Consider the following 25,515-nt stretch of genomic DNA (forward strand, 5'->3'; position numbering starts at 1 on the left):
GAGCAAGCTTTGCTCCCACAAAGCTCGCTCCCACAGGGTTGGGCGGTGGTCTTACTTACGGCGCAACCGCATCAACTCGGGCAAGCCGATCTTCAGCAACCGCGCCGTGCGCCCCCGGGCCAGCTCTTCAAGTCCTTCATGCTCGGTCAGGTGGGCCATCTGCGCCGCCATGTTCATCACCAGTGCCTCGCGGGAATACACCCCACCACCCAGGCTATAGGCTGCCGCGATCAACTCACGCAGCTCCAGCGGCAGGCGCCAACGGGTGCGCAGCGCCGAGCCGAAACCAGCGCCGTATTGATCGAGGCAACTCCCTACTTCCTCCAACTCATCCAGCTCGCCACCCGCCTGCGTCCACTCCTCCAGGCAACGCAACAGCGCCAGATCACCCAGGCGGTGTAACAGCCCGGCGCAATAACAGCGTTCCGGTTCCAGATCCAGCAACCGAGCCAGGATTCGGGCGTACTCGGCGGTTTGCAGCGACAGTTCCCAGTAACGCTCGGCATAGTCCGCCAGGCACGGGACGCTGAGCCGGGCGCAGCGCTTGAGGGCCAGGCCGAGGATCAAGTTCATGCTTTGCCCGGTGCCGAGCTGGTGCAGTGCCTGGGCCACGGTCTGCACCGGGCCGCCGCCCTGATGCTGGGCAGCGCCGTTGGCCGCCGCGATCAGCACCGCGGTGATTTGCGGGTCGGTGCGGAGCTCTTCTTCGAGCAGTTTCAAATCCAGGCCGCCGGGGTTGAGGCTGCGCCTGACCGCCACTTGCACATCGGTCATCAAGGGCGCGCCCTCGGACAGGTCACGCCGACGCTCCAGGAAGATGGCCAAGGTCAGCCCCGCTCCCGGGATCGGCGCATCGTTGGAGGTTTCTTCGCCGCCCACCAACAACCCCTGCAAACGCTGGGTCAGGTGTTCCCGGTTCAAAGGCTTGGTCAGATACGCGGTCGGCGCCAGCGGCAGGACCTCGCGCACGCTGGCGCTGTCGTTGCGCCGGCTCATCAGGATGAACGGTAGCGGTGGGGTGCGATGCTGCTGGCGAAGGCCACGCAGGATAGCCAGGCCATCAACCTGCGGCAGCTCCCAATCGGCAATCACCAGGTCGTAGGGATGTTTGGCCAGCAAATCCAAAGCCTCTTTGCCGTCGCCACAGGTGTCCACCCGGGCATCGCAGCGCACGCCCGACAACACCTGTTCAAGCAGCTCACGGGACGCCGGATCGGCCTCGGCGATCAACACACGGGGTACAGCGGGTAAATCCACAGCAGTCATGCAGCACGCTCCCTTGCCATACTTGCACCTTAGACCTTGGTGGTCGTTCCAGACAGCTCAAAATCCACCAGGCAGGTTCGCAGATATGAAAAAACCCGCCAGAAGGCGGGTTTTTGTGGATCAGCGCGCAACCGTCACTCAGAGTTCGGAGAAGCACTCTTCGATGATTGCCAAGCCTTTGTCCAGTTGCTCGTCCGGCGCGGTCAGCGGCACCAGCACCCGCAAAACGTTGCCATAGGTGCCGCAGGACAGCAGGATCAAGCCCTTGTCACGCGCCTTGGCCACGACTTGGGCTACCGCTGCCGCGTTCGGCTTGTGGGAGTCGCCGTTTTCGAACAGCTCCACGGCGATCATCGCGCCCAGGGCACGCACATCACCAATGACCGGGTACTTCTTCTGGATCGCCTTGAGGCCAGTCACCAGACGCTCGCCCACGGCCTTGCAGCGCTCCAGCAGGTGTTCTTCTTCGAACACTTCCATCACCGCCAACGCCGCCGCACAGGCGATCGGGCTACCGGCGTAGGTGCCACCCAGGCCACCCGGCGCGATGGCATCCATGTACTCGGCCTTGCCGCACACACCGGCCAACGGGAAACCGCCAGCGATGGATTTGGCGAAGGTGGTCAGGTCGGCGGCAACGCCCATCTGTTCCATGGCGAAGAAAGTGCCGGTACGGCCGGCGCCGGTCTGCACTTCGTCAGCGATCAGCAGGATGCCGTGCTGGTCGCACAAAGCGCGCAGGCGCTTCATGAACTCCTTGGGCGCTACATAAAAACCACCTTCGCCCTGTACCGGCTCGATGATGATTGCCGCGATGTCACGCGGTTCGGCGTCGTTCTTGAAGATGCGCTCGATGCTGGCGATGGAATCGTCGATGCTCACGCCGTGCAGCTCGTTCGGGTACAGCGCGCGGAAGATGCCGCCGGGCATCAAGCCCATGCCGGCCGAGTACGGTACGACTTTACCGGTCAGGCCCAGGGTCATCATGGTGCGACCGTGGTAAGCGCCGGTGAAGGCGATCACACCGGCACGGCCCGTGGCGGCGCGGGCGATTTTCACGGCGTTTTCCACCGCTTCCGAACCGGTGGTCACCAGCAGGGTTTTCTTGGCGAAGTCACCCGGGACCTTGGCGTTGATTTTTTCGCACAGTTCCACGTACGGCTCGTAGGCCAGGACCTGGAAGCAGGTGTGGGTCAGCTTGTTCAGCTGTTCGGTCACGGCGGCGATGATTTTCGGGTGTACGTGGCCGGTGTTCAGCACGGCGATGCCGCCGGCGAAGTCGATGAACTCACGACCTTCAACGTCGGTTACCGTGGCGTTCTTCGCCGATTCGGCAAAGATCGGGTGAATCTGGCCAACACCGCGTGGAACAGCGGCGATACGGCGGGCCATCAGGTCTGCGTTGGTCTTGCTCATTAAAATGTCCTCATTCGCAGCTCGGGGCGGCGTGGATCAAGGAATACATGGCGGGGAGGCAACTGCGACAGCATGCGATGATCGACTGCCGCAGCGTTCCGGCCACAAGAAACAGAACGGGTGAAACGCGCAAAGGGACAGCGCTCTCGTGCCCTTTGCGCTTGAAGCAGATCAGATACCCAGGCAGAGGTATTTGATTTCCAGGTAATCCTCGATGCCGTACTTGGAGCCTTCACGGCCCAGGCCCGACGCCTTGATGCCGCCGAATGGCGCGACTTCGTTGGAAATCAACCCGGTGTTGACGCCAACCATGCCGTATTCCAGGGCTTCGGCCACACGGAACACACGGCCCAGGTCGCGGGCATAGAAGTACGAGGCCAGGCCGAACTCGGTGTCGTTGGACATCGCGATCACTTCGGCCTCGTCTTTGAAACGGAACAGCGGAGCCAGCGGACCGAAGGTTTCTTCCTTCGCCACGGCGGCGTTTTTCGGCACGTTGGTCAGGATGGTCGGCTCGAAGAAGTTGCCTTCCATCGCTTTGCCGCCCGACAGCACGGTCGCGCCTTTGCTGACGGCATCAGCGATATGTTCCTGCACCTTGGCGACCGCTTTGCCGTCGATCAAGGGCCCGGTGGTGGTGCCATCGTCCAGACCGTTGCCGATCTTGAGCTTGGCGACCGCCACTTTCAGTTTTTCGGCAAACGCGTCGTACACCGAATCCTGGATGTACAGGCGGTTGGCGCAGACGCAGGTCTGGCCGTTGTTGCGGTATTTGGAAATGATCGCGCCTTCAACGGCCTTATCCAAGTCCGCGTCGTCGAACACGATGAACGGCGCGTTGCCGCCCAGTTCCAGGGAGACTTTCTTGATGTCCTTGGCACATTCGGCCATCAGTTGGCGACCGATCTCGGTCGAACCGGTGAAGGACAGCTTGCGCACGATCGGGTTGCTGGTCAGCTCGCCGCCGATGTCGCCGGCACTGCCGGTGACAACGCTCAACACGCCTTGCGGAATGCCAGCACGGTGCGCCAGTTCCACCAGGGCCAGGGCCGAGAACGGGGTTTGCGAAGCTGGCTTGATGACCATGGTGCAACCGGCAGCCAGGGCTGGGCCGGCCTTGCGGGTGATCATCGCGGCCGGGAAGTTCCACGGGGTAATGGCCGCGGTCACGCCGATCGGCTGCTTGATCACGATCAGGCGCTTGTCGGGCTGGTGGCCGGGAATCACATCACCGTAGATGCGCTTGGCTTCTTCGGCAAACCACTCGATGAACGAGGCGGCGTAGACGATTTCGCCCTTGGCTTCGGCCAGCGGCTTGCCTTGTTCCAGGGTCATCAGGCGACCGAGGTCGTCCTGGTTCTCGATCAGCAATTCGTACCAGCGGCGCAGCTTGTTGGCGCGCTCCTTGGCCGTCAGCGCACGCCAGGCCGGCAGTGCCTTGTCGGCGGCTTCAATCGCCCGACGGGTTTCGGCGGCGCCCATTTTCGGCACAGTGCCCAGTACTTCGCCCGTTGCCGGGTTGGTGACGTTGATCGTCTGACCATTGTCCGCATCGACCCAAGCGCCATCGATAAAGGCTTGTTGGCGGAACAACTGGGTGTCTTTAAGCTGCATGTCGGCTTTCCTTAACAGCACCGCGCACGCGCGGAGCGAATTAGATTTGTAGAAAGGCGCCTCGGGGGCTGCCGTCAGGGAAATCATTCACCGGGCTGAAGCACAGAAATAACGCACATAAGCACAGACGTGCGGTTCAGCACCCAGACAAGAGCGTTTGAAATCTCAAACGAATCCTAGGGCCGATAGGGGTGAAGGACAATAGGCTGTTCGAAAAAAAGAACGAAAAAGCCGAATTTGCCCGCTTTTTCTGATCAGCGTAGCCGATGCCCGCCCAGGCTTATGAAAACACCGGCAAATCAGCAGCATGGACGCCCGCGATGCATATGAGTATCATGGCGCCCGCGTCGCACCAGTAGCTCAGCTGGATAGAGTACTGCCCTCCGAAGGCAGGGGTCGTGGGTTCGAATCCCGCCTGGTGCACCATCTTCAGAATCAAAAGCCCCAGGTCGCAAGACCTGGGGCTTTTTTGTGGGCGTCTAACCTTGGGAGCCTGCAAGTAAGCAATTCAGGCATTAAAAAACCCCTGAGCGGTATCAGCGCCGCAGCGCATCAACCGACAGGGGCCGTGTTGCGATCAACTATAAAGGCTAGGGGTCTTCCGTCAACCACCCGGCAGCAGCACCGCTTACGTGACGTCACGAAAAAGGTCATCAATCAGGTTGTCCTATACTCCTCATTTCTCAAGCGCTGAATTACTCCATGAGGATCGTCCATCCCGCTCCAGACAGCACCATCGAGTTCTTTAAGCTGGGCAACCGCACTGCGCAAAGATATTTGCTCAAGGCTCTCGTAGGATTGAATGAACATTCTCCGCAGGCGCCAGCCACCCTGTGGCCGACTTTCCCACGCCCCCGCCCCATGGACACGGATGGACTTGAACAACAGGTTACCTAACTGTTCTGCCAATGCCGCATCGGCTTCACAAAAAAGACTTTCGCCACCGCAGCCCTCAAGCAGAACAGGAACCGTCACGCCCTCCCCACCAACAGAATACAAACGTCCCTGGACGCTACCTTGCTTGATAATAACCATGGGAGAGGGCCTTTACCTTTGGGGGTTAAGTAGCGGACGCACCTTGCGTGCAAGATACCATTCACTCAATCCGGCTCCATCAATACGACATGCAGCAGGCACGTCTTGCATGCAGCCCCATGCACGAGCGCCTGCTTACTACGGTTACGATCTGCCAGCACCATCGACATTACGACTCACCACCTCCAGCAAGTCCGAACCTTCTCGCAGCAGCAGATACGCCGCGTTGGTAAATCTATACAAATCCCCATCGTCGATGCCCTTGATCGTGACCGAAGTGATGCTTTCCAAAAGGTCGGTCCCAGCCTTGATGCGGCTGAGCGCACTGTCAATCAGCATCGCGGTGGGCATCTGGCTGTCGATCAGTAGAACGGGGCACTCGGGGTTGTTGGCTTGCAACGGTATGTAATGCGACATCCGTATGACTCCTTGTCAGGCGAATCGATAAATGGATGAAACGGACTCCAGGCGCCAAGAAAGAGCCTGAACGCTCCATCCTAACCGCCATTCAAATCAAAATACCTGAAATTCAGATATCCGAAATCAGATATAGCGTGGCGAAGCGAATCTCAATGGATGCAGCCATGACCAAAGCTATTTATCGACGCGAGCACGAGGTTTTTCTTCAGGTCCTCAAGCGCATACGCATCGAATCCGGACTGACTCAGGCACAGTGTTCGGCAGCGCTGGGCAGACCGCAGTCATTCATGAGCGATGTGGAGCGGGGGGTGCGAAGGCTGGATACGGTTCAGTTGCGGGATTTGTGTCTGGTTTTGGGCACCGATTTGACGAGTTTTTCAGCCGACTATGAAAGGGCGCTCAAGGGCGAATGATCCTTCAGCTTCTGGGCCCACTAGCATTTCAGATGTCTCGGTCATGGACCGTAGCCCCGTTCATTTATGGCTTGCATAAGCCATTGTGTCGGGGAGCTTACCCCCCGCTCGGCCTGTAGGAGCTGCCGAGCGAAGCGAGGCTGCGATCTTTGCGCAGGCGCTTGAATCTCAAGCGAAAGATCAAAAGATCGCAGCCTTCGGCAGCTCCTACAGCGCAACCCAGCGGGAGCAAGCTCCCTCGCCACGGACGTTGTGCCAGCCTTTCAGTGCCCACCCGATTTCAACGCTTGCGCAACGCCTCCAACCGCGCCGGCAAGTCCTCCTCGGGAAAGCGCTGATGCAGCGCCAGCAGTTTCTCATCAGCAGCCTTGCTCTCACCCACCTCGCGCAAACGCAGGATTTCCAGCAAACCCTGCTCCAGCGATGGCAGTGCAGCCGACGCCGATTTGCTCATTTTCGCCGCAGGCTTTTGCGCCAACGATTGCATCGGGCTTGCCGGCGCCCGGGCCAGTTCGCCCTGGGGCGCCATGCGGGTGATCGGGGCGGGGGCGGGCGCTTGCCGATCAGCGGAAAACTCCATCGAGGCGGGTGCGGCCAGCTCGTCGTGGGGCACGGGCGAACGCAGCACCAGGCCGATCATCAGCGCCACGCCGGCGACCGTGGCGAATGCCATTTGCCAGCGCGGCCGTTGGCAGGCTTGCAGCCAGCGTTGCCACAGGCTTGGCGTGGGCGTCGGGGCTTCACGGCGGGCGGCGGCCAGGATGAAGGCGTCCAGGGAGGCCGGCGGCTCGGCGCTGGCGTGTTGGCGGAAATGCTCGATCAGCACTTTATCGTCGGGGGCCGGGGTGTGTTTAGGGTCGATCATGCGGATACCTCCTCGGCCAGCAGTCGATGCAGTTTCTGCTGGGCGTAACGCAAGCGGCTCTTGACCGTTTCCAGTGGGGCGCCGGTCAAGGCGGCAATCTGTGGCAGCTCCAGGTCACCGTGCAGGCGCAGCAGGAAGACTTCCCGCTGATCTTCGGGCAAGGCCTGCAATGCCGCGTCGAGACGCGCCTGGTCGCGACTCAGGCTCAACTGTTGCTCAGGGCTGCTGGTGTCGTCGGGCTGGACGTGAAGCTGCTCGTCGTAGCTGTCGTGCAACGGGTTGTGGACGCCGTGCTTGCGCCAGTGGTCGATCAAACGGTTGCGGGCAATCTGGAACAGCCAGGTACGAAAACTCGCTCGGCCTTGTGGCTCGGTGGTGCTGCGAATCAGGCTGAGCCAAGTGTCCTGGAACACTTCCTCGGCCAGCTCGGCCTTGTTGCTCAAGGACACCAGGAACCGGTAAAGCCCTTGCCGATGGCGGGCGTACAGGGCTTCGAAAGCAGCCCCGTCGCCGTTGCGGTAGCGGGCCAGCAGCGATTCGTCGCTGGGAGAATCAAGCGCAGCGGGCATGTGGGTGACGAACTCCTTTCGATGTAGAACGCGGTCTTGCCGATTGCAGCGGACTCTGTGGGAGCCGGGCTTGCCCGCGAAGGCGGCGCATCAGGCGAAACTGCTGTGCCTGTCACGCCGCCTTCGCAGGCAAGCCAGCTCCCACATTTGATCCTCGTTGCGCTCGGGATCAGCGCTTGGCCGCAGGCTTGAGGCTCTGGGCAAGCTCCACCAACTGCACGAACTCGGCACGCAGCCCAAACGGGTCATCGCCACGAGCGGAGCGGGCCAGTTGGGCGGTGTCCTTCAAGCTCATTGTCCCAGTGTAACGCCCATCTCCCTTGAGCTGCTGGGCGAAGGCCGCCACGGCGGCCGAGAAGCGCAGGTCATCGCTGGCCTTGTGTTCGTCCTGTGCGCCCGCAATCGGATGCTCGATCAATCGGCTGCTACCGCCCTCCGCGGGCTTGTAGCGTACGCGCAACATTGCCAATTCGCCTGACTTACCGTCCGGCTGAGGTGTGCTTGCATAGCGCAGCGGCTCCAACCAGCCCGGCTCGCCTTTCGGGACAATTTCATACAAGGCCGTCACCGTATGCCCGGCGCCGATCTCGCCCGCGTCGACCTTGTCGTTGTTGAAATCCTCACGCTTCAACGCGCGGTTCTCATAACCCAACAGGCGATACTCACTGACCTGGGCAGGGTTGAACTCCACCTGCAACTTCACATCCCGCGCCACCACCGCCAAGGTGGAACTGAGCTGGTCGACCAAGACCTTGCGCGCTTCGAGCAGGTTGTCGATGTAGGCATAGTTACCGTCACCGGCGTCAGCCAATTGTTCCATCAGGTGTTCATTGTAGTTATCCACACCAAAGCCCAGCGTCGTCAGGGAGACGCCGCTTTTACGTTGGTCCACCGCCATCTGCTTGAGGCTGTCAAAATCACTGATACCGACGTTGAAGTCGCCATCAGTGGCCAGCAGGATGCGGTTGATGCCTTTGTCGATAAAGCTTTCCCGAGCCATCTGGTAGGCCAGTTCGATGCCCGAGGCGCCTGCGGTGGAACCACCGGCGTCGAGTTGATCGATGGCGTTGCGGATTTTCACCTTGTCGCGCCCCGAAGTGGGCTTGAGCACCACCCGGGATTCACCGGCATAGACCACCAGGGACACCCGGTCCTGATCGCGTAATTGGTCCACCAGCAATTTCAGCGTGCTCTTGACCAGCGGCAGCCCTTCGCGACGGTCCATGGAACCGGAAACGTCCACCAGGAAGACCAGGTTGGCCGGCGCCAGATCCGCCACGGCGCGATCGCTGGCCTTGATGCCAATGCGCAGCAAGCGGGTGTGGGGGTTCCACGGCGATGGGGCCACTTCGGTGGTCACGCCGAAGGGTGAACCGTCAGTGGGCAAGGCGTAGCTATACGCAAAATAATTGACCATTTCCTCCAGCCGCACGGCACCTTCGGGGGGCAGGCTGCCTTGATTGAGCAAACGTCGCACATTGGCATAGCTGCCGGTATCGACATCCACGCTGAAGGTGGAGACCGGCGTTTCGGCCACGCTGTGAATCGGGTTGTCCGGCAGTTTTTCGTACTGTTCACGCGGCTCGACGCGGTAACCCCCGGCGATGGCATCGTTCGCCACATTCGGGGCGGGCATCGATGCCGGCTTCATGAGCATGCGCTTGACCGTCGCCTGGCGCACTTCGGCGATCTCGCCTTGCGGTACAACGCTTGGCGCCACAGGCACCGGCTCGGACGGCTTGGCGGCCTCCCGGGAAGACAACCCACAACCGGCCAACGCCACCAGCAAAGTCACGGCGAAGCCCTGGGCAGCAGGACGCATAAAGGGAAGTGGACGGGACATGGGCTGAACCTCGTGAATGAATGATCCGTTCACAGAGTCAGACGCAGGGCGCACGGGGTTCGGGTTAACGACCAGGAAATTTTTTTAAGACGCTGCAAAGACAGCCCTGGCCACCCAAAAGTGGCCAGGCCGTTACCGCATCGGACCAATCGCCAGCCCGTTGCAGCAGGCATTGTTAGCGGGACGGAATGCCCCGCAGATCATCGGCGATGAATCCGCTCAAATGGCCGGTGTAATAGTCTTCGACATCGGAGTTGCCTCTGTTCGTCAGCGCCCCCGTCATGCCTTTCAGGACCTCAAGTTGCCCGATCGCCCCACCCGGCATCAGCCCCTGGCGGGCCTGGGCAAAGTGCAGCACTTCGACACCGGCCTTCTTCACCTTGACCTGATAATTGAAATCGACACTGGCCAGATACGTACCGTCGGCGACGATCTTGTTCATGAAGCCACCGTGGGTGTCTTGAATACGGCGGGCATAGACGGCGTCGACGTCCAGCAGATAGTCAGCGGTTTCCTTGCTGGAGGCATAGCGATTGCCGTCGAGCAGGCGGACGATCAGGTCGGTGTGCAACTGGTCACGGACTTTTTCGTCGGGCAGAAAGCGTTCGTTTTTGCCAACGACTTCAACGTTGAACGTGTCGATCCAATAGGTGGCGGTCTCGGGGATCGCCACCGGCGCAGGGGAGATGTAGTAATCGGGCTTGGAAGCGCAACCTGCCATAAGGCAGAGGGCCAGCAACAGGGTAAAAACTCGCATGTTTGAATTCGTCCTTGAGAGGTAACGGCGTAATGGCGGCTGCATTCTACGGCGTTTGAACACGCGCTCAAGTTGTTTGGCCCCTGGCGGAGTGTGGTCCCGTCTCACTCAATCCCAATGTCCACCACCGTTTTCCCCACCCCGCGCCCCTCGGCGACCTGGGCAAAGGCCTCATTGACTTGCTCCAGGCCAAACCGGCGCTGATCCAGCTTGATCCGCAGTTGCCCTGACTCAACCAGCGCCGCGGCCTCCCGCAAGATCTGACCATGGTGTTCGCGTCCCTTGCCAGTCAGGAGCGGCATCAACGTAAACACCCCGCTATAGCTCGCCCCTCGGAACGACAACGGTGCGAGGCTGTGCTGGCCCCAGCCTAGGCAACTGAGCACATGGCCGGTGTAGGTCTTTACCGCGTTGAAGGACGCATCCAGGGTCGGGCCACCCACGGTGTCGTAGACGATGTCGAAGCCTTCGCCATCGGTGTATTGGCGCACGTAGCTGTCGGTGTCCTGGGTCCGGTAGTCGATCGGGGTTGCACCCAGTTCGCGAATGAAGTCCTGGCTGGTGGCCGAACCGGTGGCGTAGACCTTGGCACCTCGGGCATTGGCAATTTGCACGGCCATTTGACCGACGCCGCCCGCCCCGCCATGAATCAGCACCTGTTGCCCGGCCCGAACGTTGGCGCGATCGACCAAGCCTTCCCAGGCCGTAATGAATGCCAGCGGCAAGGCGGCCGCTTCGCGCATGCTCAGTGAGCGAGGCTTGGGCGCAATCAGGCGGGCGTCGACCGCGATGTATTCGGCCAGCGCGCCTTGGGCCCCGCCGATCCCGCCGGCCATGCCGAACACCTCGTCGCCAGGCGCAAAGTCATTCACGCCCTCTCCCCGTTCAACCACCGTCCCGGCCAGGTCAATCCCCAATACGGCGGGCAGCGGCTGGCGGGCATGGGCACCGCCTCCCGCCGCGATCTTGGTATCCAGCGGGTTGATTCCGGCAGCATGAACCTTGATCAATACCTGGCCTTTGCCGGGAACAGGTCGGGAGATGGAACGGACAATCAGCGCAGCCTGAGCCGTTTCGGCAACGGCGGCGAACATGGTGTTGTTCATGACGGTAAACCTCCAATGAGTGGGCAGGTTCATAGTGCGAGCGAAGACGCATTCCGATAAGTGAGCAACAATGGATAGGATTTATTCCAGAAAGAGGCTGAATCCTGATGGATCTGTTCGACGCAATGCAGGTGTTCGTGCGGGTGGTGGAACGCGGCTCGTTCTCGGCCGTCGCCAGGGAGCTGAACCTGGGCCAACCGGCGGTGAGCAAGCAGATCCGCGCGTTGGAGCAGCATCTGGGCGGGGCACTGTTTGCCCGCAGCACCCGCCATCTCGCGCTGACCGACCAGGGGCAGCGCTTCTACGCTGAAAGCAAGGACATACTCGCCAGCGTGGACGCGGCACGGCTCAGTTTCGCCAGTGGGCAGGAACAGATCGCCGGCCTTCTGCGCGTAGCGGCGCCCGTCAGTTTCGGCCGGTTGTGCATTGCGCCGTTGGTGGGCGAGTTCCTCGCGCGTCATCCACAGCTTCGGATCGACTTGAGGCTAAGCGATCAGAACGAGGACATGTTGAAGGAGAACATCGACCTGGCCATTCGCATCGGCGTGGTGAAAAGCGAAGGGCTGGTAGCGATTTCTCTCGGCGACAGCCCGCGCCGGGTGTACGCCTCCCCCGCCTATCTGCAACTGCATGGCACGCCCCTCGCACCGGCTGATCTGGCCCGCCATAACTGTTTGGCTTTCACGCTGCTGGAGCATTACGACGTCTGGCGGTTCGACCAGGATGGCTTACAGCACAACGTCACGATCAAGGGCAACGTCACCTGCAACAGCAGCGAGGCAATCCGGGAAATGGTGCTGTCGGGGCTGGGCGTTTCGCTGTCGCCGCAGTGGTTGTTCGCGGCCGATGTTCGCCAGGGAACCGTCCGCACCGTGCTTGCCGATTACCCACCACTGGCGCTGCCCATCAGCGCCGTGTTCAGTCAGGATCGACGCCGCTCGGCACGCACCCGAGCCTTTGTGGATTTTTTGCGCGAGCGTCTTTGAACAGCCGGCCTAGGATTCACAGGCCAATGATGGCTGCGCAGCCTTCCCATGCCGCCCTGGAAAATACGCCGCCGCAGCCACGCCCACCGCCCCCATCACCCCGCAATAGGCCACGCACACCCACGGGCTCCAAGGCACCAGAGCAATCAACATCAACGGCGTCATGCTGGCCCACAGGGCATAGGCGATGTTGTAGGTGAGCGAGATGCCGGACACGCGAATCTTCGGTGGGAACAGGCTGACCATCACCGACGGCACCGCGCCAACCACGCCGCAACCCAGGCCGGCCACGGCGTAGGCCAGGCCCAGCCAGGCGCCACCGCTGATCAGGCTGGCGTAGAGCACGGCGATGCCCACGGGCAGCAGCAGGCTGTAGAGCATGACGGTGCGCCAGGCGCCGATGCGGTCGACGATGAGGCCGGCCAGGACGCAGCCGATGTTCAGGAACACGATGCCCAGGCTGCTCAGGGCGAAGGTGTGGCTGGGGGTCATGCCGAAGCTTTTCTGCATCACGGTCGGGGTGATGACCACGAACACCACCACGGCTGAGGTCAGCACGCAGGTCAGGATAGCGGCGGGGAGCAAGGCTTGGCGGTGGTCGCGCAGGACCGTGCGCAACGGCAGTTCCGCAGCACCTTCGCGATTGGCTTGCAGGGCCATGAAGATCGGCGTCTCGCTCAGCCAGCGGCGCAGCCAGACACCGATCACGCCAAAGACACCTCCCAACAGGAACGGCAGGCGCCAGGCGTAATCGAGCATCTCTGCCGGTGTGTAGATCCGCGCCAGTGCTGTTGCGGTCAAGGCGCCCAGCAAGTAGCCGAAGGTCAGGCCGGCCTGGAGGAAACCCAGGGCATAGCCGCGATGATGCAGCGGCGCATGTTCAGCCACGAACACCCAGGCGCTGGGCACCTCACCGCCCACCGCCGCACCCTGCAGGATACGCAGCGCCAGCAACAGCAACGGTGCGAAATAACCGATTTGCGCGTAGGTCGGCATCACCCCGATGAGCAGGCACGGCAAGGCCATCATCAGGATGCTCAGGCTGAACACGCGCTTGCGCCCCAGGCGATCGGCAAAGTGCGCCATGAGAATGCCGCCCAGGGGCCGGGCCAGGTAGCCGGTGGCAAAAATCCCGAAGCTTTGCAGCAAGCGCAGCCAATCGGGCATTTCCGGCGGGAAGAACAACTGGCTGAGGGTCAGGGCGAAGAACACGAAGATGATGAAATCGTAGATCTCCAGCGCGCCTCCCAAGGCGGCCAGGCCCAGGGTCTTGTAATCGGATCGGCTGAATCGGTCACCGGGTAAAACAGGGGTGGCAGTCATAGGCAGAGTTGAACAATAAATTTGTAAAAGGGCGACGGCTCAGTCGTCGCGATCATTAATCACCGGTTGAACCGGTGGCTGGCCTGGCTCGGCGTCTTCGGCCTCGTCGACAGGCAGGAAATCCTTGCGGCTCTGGGCGATGGCCCGGCGCATCTCGTCGCCCTTGGTGGGGCAGTTCAGAAGGCGGGCGATGCCGTCGGGTTTCTGCGTCATCGCCATCCTCCGGCATGAGTGAACAGGGGCTCGATAGTGCTCGCTTTTGGCGTGTGATGCCAATGTTGTGTCTGGGTGTCAGCGCGACTGTGGGGGGGCTGCGTCGCAGCCCAACGGGAGCAAGCTCCCTCGCCACGGGGTTTTTGTGCTGTTCGGGTCAGCGATGGTAGCGGCGCACGACGCTGCTGTTGCGCAGGACGTGGCCTTTGATTTTTTCCATCAGTTGAGCCCGTGTGAGGCCCGCGGGCAGGGCTTGCGGCGGCAGGTCCAGGGCGAAGAGCTGGATCAGGTAATGGTGAGCGCTGTCGCCGATGGGCGGGCAAGGGCCGATGTAGCCGTGGGTGTTCTTGCTGTTGATGCCGCTCATGCCCTCCAGCGAGGACTTGGTGCCGGCGCCCACCGGGATCTGCCGCGTGGTGGCCTTGATGCCGTAGTGGATCCAGTGGTCGACACCTTGGCCCCTTTGACCGTCAGGGTCCGACATGACGATGGCGTAGCTGAGGGTGCCAGGTGGGCCGGCATTCCAGCTCAGGGCCGGAGAAATGTTCTTGCCACCACAGGTGTTGGCGTCACTGGCCGACGCCGCCGTGAAGAGGCGGTTGTCCGACACGCCCGGAATGCTGAGGGTAAAACGCTCCTCGGCCTGGACAGCCCCTTGCGCGCACAGCACCAGGGCGACGGCCGCCAGCCAAGGGGAGAGAGAGTTCAATCGAGTCATACCGGGGCACCTTGTGCGTGTCTGGCCATGGACGGCTTGCGAACTATAGCCGCAGCTTCGCCCGGGTTGCAGTGACAATTATGCTGAACCTCGTTCCGGCCCCACGACTCTAAGGGGAAACGCCTGCCGGAGAATGACCATGTCTCTGCATCAAGTCGCCCGTTTCGCCGATGTTCGCGAAGACCGCGGTCTCGAAGTCAAAATCGACGACACGTCCATCCTGCTGTTGCGCTCCGGCGATCAGGTGCGCGCCTTCCAGGGCAAATGCCCGCATGCCGGCGCACCACTGGCCAAGGGCGCGGTGTGCCATGGACGGCTGATTTGCCCGTGGCACAAGGCCGCGTTCCGGGCTGAAGATGGTGCCTTGTGTGAGCCGCCGGCCCTCGACAGCCTGACGCGCTATCACGTCGAGGTCCGGGACGGTGATGTCTGGGTCGACGACCAACCACTGCCAACCGATAAAGTCCCGCCGGCCGATGACCCGCGCACGTTTGTCATCATCGGCGCCGGTGCTGCTGGCACCGCTTGCGCGGCGGCGTTGCGCGAGAAGGGCTTTGGCGGGCGAATCCTGTTGATCGACCGTGAAGCCGAAGCCGGCTACGACCGTACGGTGCTGAGCAAGTACGTGTTGGCCGGCGACATGGCGGTCAACGAGACGGCGCCGCTGCGCGATGAAACTTATTTCACCCAGCAGCGCATCGAAAGGCTCCATGGCGAGGTCACCCATTTAGACCCCGATACTCGGCACATCCAACTTGCCGATGGCCGGCGCCTGGACTACGACGCCGCGCTCATCGCCACTGGCGGGGTGCCCAAGATGCCAGCACTGCCCGGCATCGATTTGCCGCAAGTCTTTGTGCTGCGTTCGATTGCCCACGCCCGGCAGATTCTCGATACGGTCCGGCCAGGGCAACAGGCGGTGATCATCGGCGACAGTTTCATCGCCATGGAGGTCGCCTCGTCCCTGCGCAAGCGCGAGCTGGACGTCACCGTCCTGGCCCGGCATCCGGTGCCGTTCGCCGCACAGCTGGGTGAAAGCGTCGGCCAGGCCATCCTGGCCCGACACCGGGCCAATGGCGTGGTGTACCGCACCGACAGCGAAGCGGCGCGGATCGAGGGGGCGGGCAAGGTTGAAGCCGTGGTGTTGGAGAACGGCCAGCGCGTTGCCGCGGACCTGGTGATCATCGGCGTCGGCGTGCGCCCGGCCACCGAGCCCTTCGTCGGGCTGCCACGGGAACAGGACCAGTCACTGTCCGTTGACGCAGGCATGCGAGTGACCGATGGCTTATGGGCCGTCGGTGATATCGCGACCTTCCCCCTGAACGGCCAGCCCCAGCGCATCGAGCACTGGCGCCTGGCCCAGCAACAGGCGCGCATCGCCGCTGCGAACATGCTCGGCGGCGACGAGCACTATCTGGACGTGCCGTTTTTCTGGACCTATCACTTCGGCAAACGCTACGACTACCTCGGCCACGCCGAGCACTGGGACGAAGTGGAATTCAAGGGCACGCCCGAGCATCCACCCTTTATTGCCTTGCTGGGCAAGGACGGCCTGGTTGCTGCTGCAGTGGCCTGTGATGAAGGCCGGGCCATGGCGGCGTTGGCCCAGCGCATGAAACAACCGTTGCCGGTGGACGAGGCATGGCGGCTGATCCGGGATTTCTCGTCCTAGCCCCAAATCCCCTGCTCGCGATAGCGGTGGGTCAGCTCCCATCAATGCACGGACTGATCAGCCGGCAAATGGATAACCCGGGGCCGCTCCAATGGCGCCAGGGGCGGTGGCTGCAAGTCGGGGCTGAGCAAGTGGAAATGCGGCACGACGTGGCTGATGTCGCCGTCCTGGTTGTTGTGGATGATCTTGGAGCCTGGCTGGCGCAGCGTGTCCAGGCGCTCGTCGGTCAACTTGAAACTGGCGCTCAAGCCCTGGTCATTCACGACCGGCGCCGGCAACCGGCGCTGGGCGAAACTGCGGCTCTTGCGCTGTTGATAACGCGCCCAGGTAATCAACAGCACCGCGTTGACCAACGCGATCCAGCCATAGACCTGCAAGGTCCCCAAGGTGTCGAACAACGATCCTCCCAGGCGCGGGCCGGCCTGGCTATCGAACAGCGGCCACAGCCCATTGACCAGCAAGTACAACAACCCCACCCACGCCAGCACGGTAAAAAACGCATCGATGAGCACCAGAAAGGGCCGTTGTCGGGTCCTGATAATTTTCATCGGATCACTTCCTCTTCCTGATCATCGAACGGCTTGATACCGCGATCCGGACTGACCCAGCGCGCACGCTTCTGATGCTGCCCGAACAGCACTTTGGGGAAACTCACCAGAGTGGTGAAGAGGCTGATCAGCCAGAACACCAACGGGTACCAGATCACCCAGAACATGATGTGCCACAGGCCTTTTTCGTAGCGCCGATCGATCAGGATGCTCACCGCGAACTGCAGCAGGCACACCACCGCCAGCAACAGCCCGGTGAAGGCTGGCGGCATCAGGTGATCCACGGCAATGGCCGCTGGCATTTCGATGAATTTGCCGGCGCCCCAGAAAATCACTGACAGCAGGAACGTGAACGCCCAACCGGTGGACAGGCAATATTCGAACAACAGCGGCCACAGGTAGCGGTGGCGGTACTGCCAGATGCCACGGATGTTCTTGAACAGCACCTCGGCGCCACCCTGGGCCCAGCGCAGCCGTTGCCGCCACAGGCCACGCAGGGTTTCGGGCATGAGGATCCAGCACAGCGCGCGCGGCTCGTAGAAGATGCTCCAGTGATCCAGTTGCAGCTTCCAGCTGATGTCGATGTCTTCGGTGATCATGTCCGGGCTCCAGTAGCCAACCCGGTGCAGGGCGGTGCGCCGGAACGCGACGATCACGCCGGACACGGTGAAGATCCGCCCGAACACCCGCTGGGTGCGCTTGATCAGGCCGATGATCGAGGAGAACTCGCCAACTTGGACCCGGCCTATCAGAGTCGAACGGGTGCGGATGCGCGGGTTGCCGGTCACCGCGCCGAGGCGGGCGTTGTCCAGCATCGGCGCCACCAGGTAAGCACAGGTGTTTGGCGCCAGCAGCGCATCACCGTCGATGCACACCAGGTATTCACTGCGCGCCGCGATGGCGCCCATGCGCAGGGCAACGGCCTTGCCCTGGTTTTCCGCCAGGTGCAAGACGCGCAGGCGCGGGTCTTCAGCTGCCAGTTGATCGAGCATCTGGGCGGTGTTGTCTTTCGAGCCATCGTTGATGGCGATGACTTCGATGTTCGGGTAATGCTGGCCCAGCGCCGCGTGAATGGTGTCGGCGACGTTATCGCCCTCGTTGAAGCACGGAATCAGGATGCTGATCAACGGCTCGCCGGCCAGGGGCGGTGGCAAGGTGTCGTCCTTCCACGGCCAGTGACGCTCCCAGTGCAGCCAGAAATACAGGCCGCCGGCGATCCACAGCCCGGACATGAACAGCGGGTAAAAGAACACGAAGTCCATCAGGAATTGCCCGGTGACCAGGAAGATCAGGCCCAGGGGCACCCCAAGGACGATCGCCAGCACCAGCAGGGCGAGCAGTCTGTCGAGCATGTCAAGGATTCCACTTGTTGGAGAGCGCCGGCCGCACGGTTTTCACGGCGGGTTGGTCTTCGATGAAGTTGTCCGGGTAGTAGCCGAAACTGGTCACGCCTTTGCGCTTGAGGCGCCCCATCCAGTCGGCCAGTTGTTCGCCGTCGATGTCGCTGACCGGCTTGCTGTGCCAGTCACGGGCCTGCAATTCGAACACCGTGCGCTTGAGCGCGCCGGGGCGAGCCTTGACGGTGTCCACCAGACGCTCGAGCCAAGGGCCGGATTGCTGGCGGGTCTGGTTTTCCATCAACGGCATGGCCATCGGTGCCGTCCAGTCGTAGGCGCCGAGGAAGTCGTCGAGGTTCTGGGCGAACCAGGCTTCGCTGTCAGGATTGAGCATCGGTTCGGCAAAGATATTGCGCGCGGTGCGCACCTGCGGGCCACGAATCGCCCGGACCTTGGCGGTCAGCTCATGAGTGAAGTCGATCAGGTAGCGGCTCTTGAAGCGCGTCCAGCGTTGCATCGCTGCAGGATCTGCCCGCAGGGCGGCAATGGACGTCGGCAAGCCATTGGCGGCATAGACTTTCAGGGCTGCGGGGCTGGCATCCTCGAAGTCGGAAAACACCGCGTCGTCATGGTAGAGAACGCCGTCCACCGAGCTCATCCGCGCCAGGTCTTCGTAGATCTCGCCGATGACCTTGCGCACGTTCGGGTCGAACGGCGACAAACGCACGTACTGGTCCGGGGCAACGCCGGTCTTGCCGGTTTCCGGGTCCCAGCGCTGTACCCGCGAAAGCTTCGCATCCAGAGCAAAACTGAGCACCGGCATCCAGGCATAAACCTTGGCGTTGGCCCGGGTGCGCAATTGCCATGCAACCCGGTCGAACAGGTCGGCGCGTACCGGCAGGTGGCGGTTGGGGAAGTACAACGAATGCACGAGGCCGTCGCCTTTCGGATCGGCGAAGGCCTGCAGGAATACAGTGTTGGCGCCCAGGTCGTAGATGCGCTGGACCAACTGGCCGACATTGGCTTCCTGCTGCACCGGGTCCGGGTCGTAGACATAATCCAGGTCGACATGCACCACGCGCATCGGGTCAATCGTCTGCACGGACACGATGCTTTCGGCGAAATGGGCGCCATCCGGATCGGACGCCACCAGGAAGCGTGGGCCGCTCATCAGGTTATCCAGGCTGTCGAGACCGTCTTCCAGGGTCAGGGCCATTTGATAACCCTCGCTGCCAATCACTTGCAACGCCGTGCCGTCGGCTTCCCCGTAAGGCCAGACCCAGACGCGCGGGCTGTAGCCGGTGACCTTGCGAATTTTTTCAGAAATGGCCACTACGTCCTTGCGCAGGCGAGCCTGAAAATCGGCCTCGGTCTCATAACCACCGGTGACGGGGTCGTAGCGTCGGGTGGTCGCGGCGGGTTGCTGGTTGCCTTGCGGGTTGGCGAGCACGCCTTTGTGGTTGGCGTCGGTGTGGGCGGCGATTTCCACCAGGCCCGATTTGGAAACCTCGCGAATCTGCTCCCAGGTCAGGAACTCGGAACGCTTGCGCGGCACCCCGGCGAAATCCACCGTTTGATTCAGCGGCGTATCCACCCAGCTGCCGACCGGGGCGAGGATGGCCGGCCAGTTATAGGCACGCAGGATGGGCATGACGCGGGTGTAAAAGCTCGCGTAGCCGTCGTCGAAACTCAGCAGCACCGCACGCGGCGGCAGTTCCGGGCCGCCGTTGCGGGCCGTGATGATCTGATCCACCGTGACCGGCTGGTAGTTGTTCTCCCGCAGCCACGCCAGTTGTTCGATCAGGCGTTCGGTGCGCACGGCCACCAGCGCCTGGTCCGGGTCTCGGTCGTCGACATCGTGGTAGGCGATGCCGAGCACATGGTTCTTTGGCCACGGGGCGTCATTGGCCGCCAGCGGGCGCTGCGAGGGCGGCGTGAACGCCGGGGCTTGCTGGGCACAAGCGCTGATCAGCAAGACCCCCAGCAGAAGGATGAATCGCGAAATGACAGGCATCTTCAAACTCTTCTAGAAGCGATAGGTGAGGTCGACAAGCAGGCGCAGATCGCTTTCGCGATCGCCGTCGTAGGGGCGGTTCAGCCAGCTCAGCGCGGCGCCGGCCTCCAGCACATCGTTCCAGATGAAACGCTGGCCGTAGCTGAGCAAGCCCATGGCGGCGGTGCTGTAGTCGCGCTGGCTGTAGGTACCGGCACCGACCTGGAACTGCTGGCTCCACGTGGTTTCATAGCGGCGGTGCAACACGTGATTGACGCTCACGGTCGGCATGACGCTGAAGTCCGATTTCGGATTGAAATAAGGCACTTCGTTGGAACCGCTGTTGCGGCTGGCACCCACTTCCAGACCCAGCTCCACTTGCACACGCGGTGTGCTGTAGATGCCTTCGCGACCGGTCAGCTGGGTTTCGAGGCGGTTGTTGCCATCGCTGAAATGGGACGGGCTGAGCGCCAGTCGCCACTCGCGGCTTTCATTGGCCCGCCAACGCACGAAACCACTGCCGCCGTTGGCGCGGATGCCACTGTTGAGCGCCCGCAACGGCGTATTGGCCGAGAGATAATCCAGGCTGCCGCCGTACTGCCAGTGATCGTCGATGTCCCGTGCCACGGCCAGGCGCGCGCCTTGCTTGTCGCCGGAGCCATAGGAATGATTGGAGACCTCCGCTTCCAGCGTCATGTCCCGGGTGCGACGCTCCACACCCAGACGCTGCCAGCGGTGGTGGCCGGTGCCTTCCTCGAAATCACCGGTGGCGTAACCGGCACCGCCGAACAGCCGCCAGTCTTCATCAATGGGCGGGCTGTAGAGCAGCGTTTCGATACCAAAGTCCCGGCTGCCGGTGACGGCTCCGGCGTCACCGTTGCCACCGCCATAGCTCTTGCCGGTGTAGGCCTCGATGCGCAGTTCGGCCATGTCGTGTACGTCGCGCTGGCGTTGCAGGCGTTTGACATGGGCGTTTTCCGGATAGCGAGCGACCACGTCGTCGGTCAGTGCATCCATCTGCCGCCATTCCTGCAAATCCATGGCTGCGCGAGCCTGGGCGATTTCCAGGTCACGGTTGCGCGGGATCGTGGCCTCAACTTCCTTGAGCAGGTTTTCCGAACGGCGCGGCCAGTCACGGGCCTGGTACAGATCGGTCTGGGCCAGGCGCATGCCGGTGTTGCCGGGGCCTTGGTTGACCAGGGTGTCCAGGCGCGCTTCGGCGGAGGGCAGGTCGGCGCCATAAGTGCCGGCCTGGGCCGCGAGTTGCTGGGCGTCCATCCATTGATCGTTGGGGTTGCCGATCGGCAGGCCCTTGAGCTCGATGCGCGGGCGCTGGGCTTTCGCCATGTCTTCGGCCAGGGCGCGGGCTTCTTCGGATTTTTCACTTTCCAGCAACGCGTAGTAGAGCGCGGTGCTGTCCTCAAAGCGTTCCGCAGGATCGGCATCCGGCGCCGTCAATACCTGGCGGTACAGCTCGACGGCGATTTCCGGCTCACGCTGTTCCAGATAGGAGGAAGCCACCCAGCGCAGGGCATACGTGGGAATGCTCACGCCCTCGCCGGTCAGTTTCTGGTATTCGGCAATCACTTCAGCCCGACGGGCGCGGGCATTGAGGGCGCCCATGCGATCGATGCGCCAACGGAGTACGTCGTCATGGGCTTCTGCCACCGGGGTCCAGGTGGCGAGCAACTTGTCGTAGTCGGCCAGGGCGCGGTCGGCAATGACGAAGCGCTCCTGTTCGCTGCGGCTGGCCATATCCGCCAGGCGCACCCGTTCGGCGGCTACGTCACCCTCCAGGCGACGCTGCACGCCACGGTCGATCAGCCCCGGCTGCAGACGTGCCAGGCGCAGCGCTGGCTCGGGCAGCCGCGCGCGCTGCAGGGCGTAGATGTATTCGCGCGCGATCTCTGGGCTGTTGCCGGCGCGGGTGAAAGCCTGGTCGTATTCGAACAACGCTTCGTGGGGGTTGTTGGCACGGGTCAGGGCATAACCCAGTGCCAGTCGACGCATCGGATCTGTCGGTTTGGCGGCGACCATGGCCTTGGCGCGAGTGACGGCTTCGTCGGGCTGGCCTGCATCGGCCTGGGTCAAGGCCAGGCCGAGTTGCAGGTCGGGGTTGTGGGGATCGATCACCAAGGCCTGGCGGTACAGCTCGGTCGCCGAATCCCAACGCTTGAGGTTTCGATAGGCGCGAGCCGTAGCGGTCAGCGCCTGGACGGGCAGCGCTCGATGACGGCCCTGGGTCTCATAGACCGTCACCACCTCGGCGTCGAGGCCGGCCCAACTGGCGATCTGCAGGTGGTCGCTGATCTGCGCAGTGCTGGCCTGGCCGGCCGGCACCTGGCGCAACGCGGTCAGCGCAGGCGTGTAGTGACCTGCACGGGCGTCGAGCACCATCTGGTCATAGGCGGTATCGGCAAACGCCAGCATCGGCCAGCACAATTGGCTGCACAGCGCGACGCGAAACAACGGACGCAAACCACGTTGAATAAAAGGACCCACAGTACGCGGCATTCGTCAGCATCCTTACATGGCCAGCCGGGTCGCAGTGCCCCCTTGCCCATCAAACAGGAAGCCGGATCAAAGGAATCCAGCCAAGCTCTAATGGGCCTAGTCTTGCATTCTCAGGCGGGTCATCTTCAGGAACGCCACAATTCTTCAGAATCGCTACAGATTTCGGCGCAGCGCTGATCGATAGGCGTAAAAAAACCCGGCCCATGTGTCATGCACGGGCCGGGTCTTGGGTGTTGCTCGAACGCGTTACTGGACGGCGACGCCACCACCCAGCTTGCTCATCACGAATGCCGTGAATTGCTCGACGGTCATTTTCTGGCCGTTGAAGTCAACCTGGTTGTTGGCGTAATGCAACTTGGTGACAACGTCGTTGCCTTCAAGGGTCGCCAGCTGAGTACCGACGGCCATGGCGCTGAACATATCGCTGGTGGCGGTGGCCTGATCGGCGATCAGCTTGGCATCGGTCTGGCCTTCCATCTGTGCCTGTACGGTCATCAGGTCCACCAGCATCGGCTTGGAGACCTTGAGGTTGAAATCCAGCAGGGCGAGCAACTGACGCCCCAATTCATCCGGCGGCAGGTCCATGGACTGCGGCTTGGCCAGATTAACGATCAGGCTGGCACGGCTTTCACCGTTGGCGGTGTTGAAGGACAGGTTTTCCAGTGCGACTTGCGGGGCCCCGGCCAGCAGTTTTTCCAAATCGGCCTTGACCTGCGCTTCTTCGGCTTCGGTCAGGCTCAGCTCTGGCGCCGGCTCACCGGCTGCTGCGGCCTCGGCAGCCGCTTTTTCGTATGGTTGCAGCTTGGTCTGGTAAATCTGCATCAGCGACATGGTGGCCGGGATGTCCAGATTCTTCAGGCTGACTGCCATCTGCGCCGAACCAATGCTCTTGTCGTTGAACGACAACTCACCGATCTTGTAATCGGCACGCCCCGAAGCGCTCGTGCCGCTCTCGGTGCTGCTGTTCTTCATCTCGAAATTCTTCAGGCCCAGCACCGACTTCGGCTCACCAAAGGTGGCCTTGGTGTTGCTCAGCAGCAGGGTGTTGTCACCCATGTAGTAACCGTAGGTGCTTTTGCTCAGGTTACTGGCCAATGTCAGGCCGTTCAGCTCAACCTGCACCGGAGTCTGGTCTTCGGCGACGGTGGTCAGCTTGAAGCTGTCCATGTAGCCGTCTGCCTTGACCTTCTGTCCCTGGGCGCTGGCGGCCAGGTCGATTTTCAGGCCGGAAAAGGTGAGCTGGGATTGCTCATCCAGCTTGGTATCCACGGGCAGCAGCTCGTACGTTCCATTGATGGATTGGTCGTAACCCAGGTTGACCACACCTTTGAGCGGCGACTGGTCCTTGGTGGCGGCGAACCACTTGTCAGTCAGCGGATTGCGCTCGAGTGCGGTGTGACTGGTGGCCATGACCGGCAGCCATTTGAGCGTTATCAAGCGCGAAAATGGCAGTGGGCCGTGTTCGATCTGATCGACGAAGAGCAACTCAACCGGCTCGCCACCGAAGATTTCGCCCTCGCCCTTGAGACGGTAGTGGGCGGTGCTGCTGAACGTTCCACGGTCCATGGAAACCAGCTCCAGGGTGGCGGTGCTGTTAGACCCGGCCAAGGCTGCCTGCATCTGCTTATTGCTGTCGGCAATAGCATTCGTCAACACGCCTTCGAGCTTTGTCCCGGTGTACCAGGCGCCGCCCGCGCTGACGGCGCCGACAGCCACAACGATTCCCAAAAGTATGCTTGCTGATTTATTCATGAGTGACCCGATCGATATCCATGGTTGAAAAAAGCCGTCGTCTTCCCTGACCCGCAAAGGGTGTGGCTCGACGCCGTAAAGAGGAGCGGAGATTACCATCAGGCACCCCTGAGGGCCCAATGTTTAAAGGGGTAAAAACGTTTTCTTGCGAGGTGGTCTACGAATATTGGACTTCGATCTCGTCGAGCTGATGGTCGAAAGTCTTGAGGCGGGCCGTCCAGGTATACACCAGCACTTCGAAATCGCGATTGATCACTGCCGCACCCGATGATGAGTCTGCGCGTGAATCGCAGAAGTCCAGTTGATAGCGCTCACGGGCCATGGCGTTAGCCACGTCGCATAATTCTCGGGCGTTATTGAGCCAATGCCAGCCGTCCTGGGTGACTTGCTTGTCCAAGGCAGCGCATTGGGTTTTCAGGGCCTCCAGGCTCTTTTCCAGCGGGGTACCGGTCAACTCCCCCATGACTTCCTGGAACGTGCGCCCAGGCTGCCAATAACTGCCCCAGAAATAACGGTCGAACACCGTTTCGACACGTCGCAGCGCAACCTTGGTGTCCCAGATCAGCACCAGGATTTTGCCTTGCTCGAGATGTTTTTTCTTGATGCGTTGGCCCTGAAGCGATGCCCAGGCCACGATTGCAATGGATATCACACCAATCAACGCCGCCGCGCTATCGAGGAACAACATCGCCTTGTCGATTTGATGAGTGAGCATGACGCCATAGAAATAAGTGGCCGAAAGCAGCAGCAATGCCGCAGTGGCGCACCAGAAGCCGGGAGCATAAGGGTTTTTCATTATTGGAATCCCCATGACCAGTGACGTCGTGGCCCCTCTTGATCGCTTGATCGCCAGAGCCCGACTATCACAGCATAGCAACGGCGTTGGGGGTTTGCCGGGGCATCAGGGGCTCGATCCGATTACCGGCCCAAAACGACAAAACCCCTGGCTGCTGATGCAGACAGGGGTTCGGGGAATTCGATCTTGACGATGACCTACTCTCACATGGGGAAACCCCACACTACCATCGGCGATGCATCGTTTCACTGCTGAGTTCGGGATGGGATCAGGTGGTTCCAATGCTCTATGGTCGTCAAGAAATTCTGTGACCAACCCGTTCAACAACAACGTGTCGGTAAAATCGATGACTTCTACTA

At 61.7% G+C, this 25,515-nt stretch carries 22 protein-coding genes, 1 tRNA gene and 1 rRNA gene; 4 read left to right on the top strand and 20 right to left on the bottom strand.

Annotation, left to right across the window (positions count from 1 at the left end; translation table 11 throughout):
• Positions 1-51 precede the first annotated feature (51 nt).
• From AC09SL_RS27390 to gabD, 3 genes are all read right to left on the bottom strand, one after another.
• On the bottom strand, positions 52-1,266 hold the full coding sequence (locus tag AC09SL_RS27390; protein WP_058544699.1) for an HDOD domain-containing protein: 1,215 nt from the start codon (positions 1,264-1,266) through the stop codon (positions 52-54).
• 138 nt (positions 1,267-1,404) lie between these two features.
• Complete coding sequence (gabT, locus tag AC09SL_RS27395) at positions 1,405-2,682, bottom strand: 4-aminobutyrate--2-oxoglutarate transaminase (RefSeq protein ID WP_058544698.1); 1,278 nt, start codon at positions 2,680-2,682, stop codon at positions 1,405-1,407.
• Between the two features lie 171 nt (positions 2,683-2,853).
• Positions 2,854-4,296: an NADP-dependent succinate-semialdehyde dehydrogenase gene (gene gabD / locus AC09SL_RS27400; RefSeq protein ID WP_058544697.1), complete on the bottom strand. Its 1,443-nt coding sequence runs from the start codon at positions 4,294-4,296 to the stop codon at positions 2,854-2,856.
• Between the two features lie 349 nt (positions 4,297-4,645).
• Here gabD and AC09SL_RS27405 point away from each other — a divergent pair.
• A tRNA-Arg gene (locus tag AC09SL_RS27405) sits at positions 4,646-4,722 on the top strand.
• A 231-nt stretch (positions 4,723-4,953) separates the two neighbouring features.
• On the opposite strand, the gene AC09SL_RS27410 is transcribed toward AC09SL_RS27405, so the two are convergent.
• Complete coding sequence (locus AC09SL_RS27410) at positions 4,954-5,331, bottom strand: hypothetical protein (RefSeq protein WP_058544696.1); 378 nt, start codon at positions 5,329-5,331, stop codon at positions 4,954-4,956.
• 144 nt (positions 5,332-5,475) lie between these two features.
• On the bottom strand, positions 5,476-5,748 hold the full coding sequence (locus tag AC09SL_RS27415) for a hypothetical protein (RefSeq protein WP_058544695.1): 273 nt from the start codon (positions 5,746-5,748) through the stop codon (positions 5,476-5,478).
• 167 nt (positions 5,749-5,915) lie between these two features.
• Here AC09SL_RS27415 and AC09SL_RS27420 point away from each other — a divergent pair, with 167 nt between their 5' ends.
• Positions 5,916-6,164, top strand: a complete 249-nt coding sequence (locus AC09SL_RS27420; protein WP_058544702.1) for a helix-turn-helix domain-containing protein — start codon at positions 5,916-5,918, stop codon at positions 6,162-6,164.
• 280 nt (positions 6,165-6,444) lie between these two features.
• Here the strand turns inward: AC09SL_RS27420 and AC09SL_RS27425 are convergent, their stop codons facing one another.
• From AC09SL_RS27425 to AC09SL_RS27445, 5 genes are all read right to left on the bottom strand, one after another.
• The gene (locus AC09SL_RS27425) at positions 6,445-7,029 is read right to left on the bottom strand and encodes a hypothetical protein (RefSeq protein WP_058544694.1); all 585 of its coding nucleotides are present in this window, start codon (positions 7,027-7,029) and stop codon (positions 6,445-6,447) included.
• The gene (locus tag AC09SL_RS27430) at positions 7,026-7,598 is read right to left on the bottom strand and encodes an RNA polymerase sigma factor (RefSeq protein WP_058544693.1); all 573 of its coding nucleotides are present in this window, start codon (positions 7,596-7,598) and stop codon (positions 7,026-7,028) included. Before AC09SL_RS27430 ends, AC09SL_RS27425 begins: the two co-directional genes overlap by 4 nt.
• Before the next feature lie 169 nt (positions 7,599-7,767).
• Positions 7,768-9,441, bottom strand: a complete 1,674-nt coding sequence (locus tag AC09SL_RS27435; protein ID WP_058544692.1) for a vWA domain-containing protein — start codon at positions 9,439-9,441, stop codon at positions 7,768-7,770.
• Between the two features lie 175 nt (positions 9,442-9,616).
• The gene (locus tag AC09SL_RS27440) at positions 9,617-10,198 is read right to left on the bottom strand and encodes a hypothetical protein (protein WP_058544691.1); all 582 of its coding nucleotides are present in this window, start codon (positions 10,196-10,198) and stop codon (positions 9,617-9,619) included.
• Positions 10,199-10,302: 104 nt separating this feature from the next.
• Positions 10,303-11,304 carry a zinc-dependent alcohol dehydrogenase family protein gene (locus AC09SL_RS27445; RefSeq protein ID WP_058544690.1) on the bottom strand — a complete coding sequence of 334 codons (1,002 nt, stop codon included), beginning with the start codon at positions 11,302-11,304 and terminating at the stop codon, positions 10,303-10,305.
• Between the two features lie 107 nt (positions 11,305-11,411).
• Between AC09SL_RS27445 and AC09SL_RS27450 the strand changes: the two genes are divergently transcribed.
• Complete coding sequence (locus AC09SL_RS27450; protein ID WP_058544689.1) at positions 11,412-12,290, top strand: LysR family transcriptional regulator; 879 nt, start codon at positions 11,412-11,414, stop codon at positions 12,288-12,290.
• 9 nt (positions 12,291-12,299) lie between these two features.
• Here the strand turns inward: AC09SL_RS27450 and AC09SL_RS27455 are convergent, their stop codons facing one another.
• The 3 genes from AC09SL_RS27455 to AC09SL_RS27465 form a co-directional block, all read right to left on the bottom strand.
• A complete protein-coding gene (locus AC09SL_RS27455; protein ID WP_058544688.1) occupies positions 12,300-13,613 on the bottom strand; it encodes an MFS transporter in 1,314 nt (437 codons plus the stop codon).
• Between the two features lie 39 nt (positions 13,614-13,652).
• A complete protein-coding gene (locus AC09SL_RS27460) occupies positions 13,653-13,826 on the bottom strand; it encodes a hypothetical protein (protein ID WP_165826057.1) in 174 nt (57 codons plus the stop codon).
• 157 nt (positions 13,827-13,983) lie between these two features.
• On the bottom strand, positions 13,984-14,544 hold the full coding sequence (locus tag AC09SL_RS27465; protein WP_058544687.1) for a YbhB/YbcL family Raf kinase inhibitor-like protein: 561 nt from the start codon (positions 14,542-14,544) through the stop codon (positions 13,984-13,986).
• Positions 14,545-14,683: 139 nt separating this feature from the next.
• Between AC09SL_RS27465 and AC09SL_RS27470 the strand changes: the two genes are divergently transcribed.
• Positions 14,684-16,216, top strand: coding sequence for an FAD-dependent oxidoreductase (locus AC09SL_RS27470; protein ID WP_058544686.1), 1,533 nt, complete (start codon positions 14,684-14,686; stop codon positions 16,214-16,216).
• 41 nt (positions 16,217-16,257) lie between these two features.
• Here the strand turns inward: AC09SL_RS27470 and pgaD are convergent, their stop codons facing one another.
• The 7 genes from pgaD to rrf form a co-directional block, all read right to left on the bottom strand.
• Positions 16,258-16,764 carry a poly-beta-1,6-N-acetyl-D-glucosamine biosynthesis protein PgaD gene (pgaD, locus tag AC09SL_RS27475; protein ID WP_058544685.1) on the bottom strand — a complete coding sequence of 169 codons (507 nt, stop codon included), beginning with the start codon at positions 16,762-16,764 and terminating at the stop codon, positions 16,258-16,260.
• Entirely contained in the window at positions 16,761-18,116 is a 1,356-nt protein-coding gene (pgaC, locus tag AC09SL_RS27480) for a poly-beta-1,6-N-acetyl-D-glucosamine synthase (protein WP_058544684.1), read from the bottom strand. Before pgaC ends, pgaD begins: the two co-directional genes overlap by 4 nt.
• Before the next feature lies 1 nt (position 18,117).
• On the bottom strand, positions 18,118-20,115 hold the full coding sequence (gene pgaB / locus AC09SL_RS27485) for a poly-beta-1,6-N-acetyl-D-glucosamine N-deacetylase PgaB (RefSeq protein WP_058544683.1): 1,998 nt from the start codon (positions 20,113-20,115) through the stop codon (positions 18,118-18,120).
• 12 nt (positions 20,116-20,127) lie between these two features.
• Entirely contained in the window at positions 20,128-22,608 is a 2,481-nt protein-coding gene (gene pgaA / locus AC09SL_RS27490) for a poly-beta-1,6 N-acetyl-D-glucosamine export porin PgaA (RefSeq protein ID WP_058544682.1), read from the bottom strand.
• A gap of 246 nt (positions 22,609-22,854) precedes the next feature.
• Complete coding sequence (locus AC09SL_RS27495; protein ID WP_058544681.1) at positions 22,855-24,360, bottom strand: YdgA family protein; 1,506 nt, start codon at positions 24,358-24,360, stop codon at positions 22,855-22,857.
• 157 nt (positions 24,361-24,517) lie between these two features.
• A complete protein-coding gene (locus AC09SL_RS27500; RefSeq protein WP_058544680.1) occupies positions 24,518-25,156 on the bottom strand; it encodes a hypothetical protein in 639 nt (212 codons plus the stop codon).
• A gap of 184 nt (positions 25,157-25,340) precedes the next feature.
• Positions 25,341-25,456, bottom strand: a 5S ribosomal RNA gene (rrf, locus tag AC09SL_RS27505).
• Positions 25,457-25,515: the final 59 nt, after the last annotated feature.

It is taken from the genome of Pseudomonas sp. PF05 (assembly GCF_056521845.1).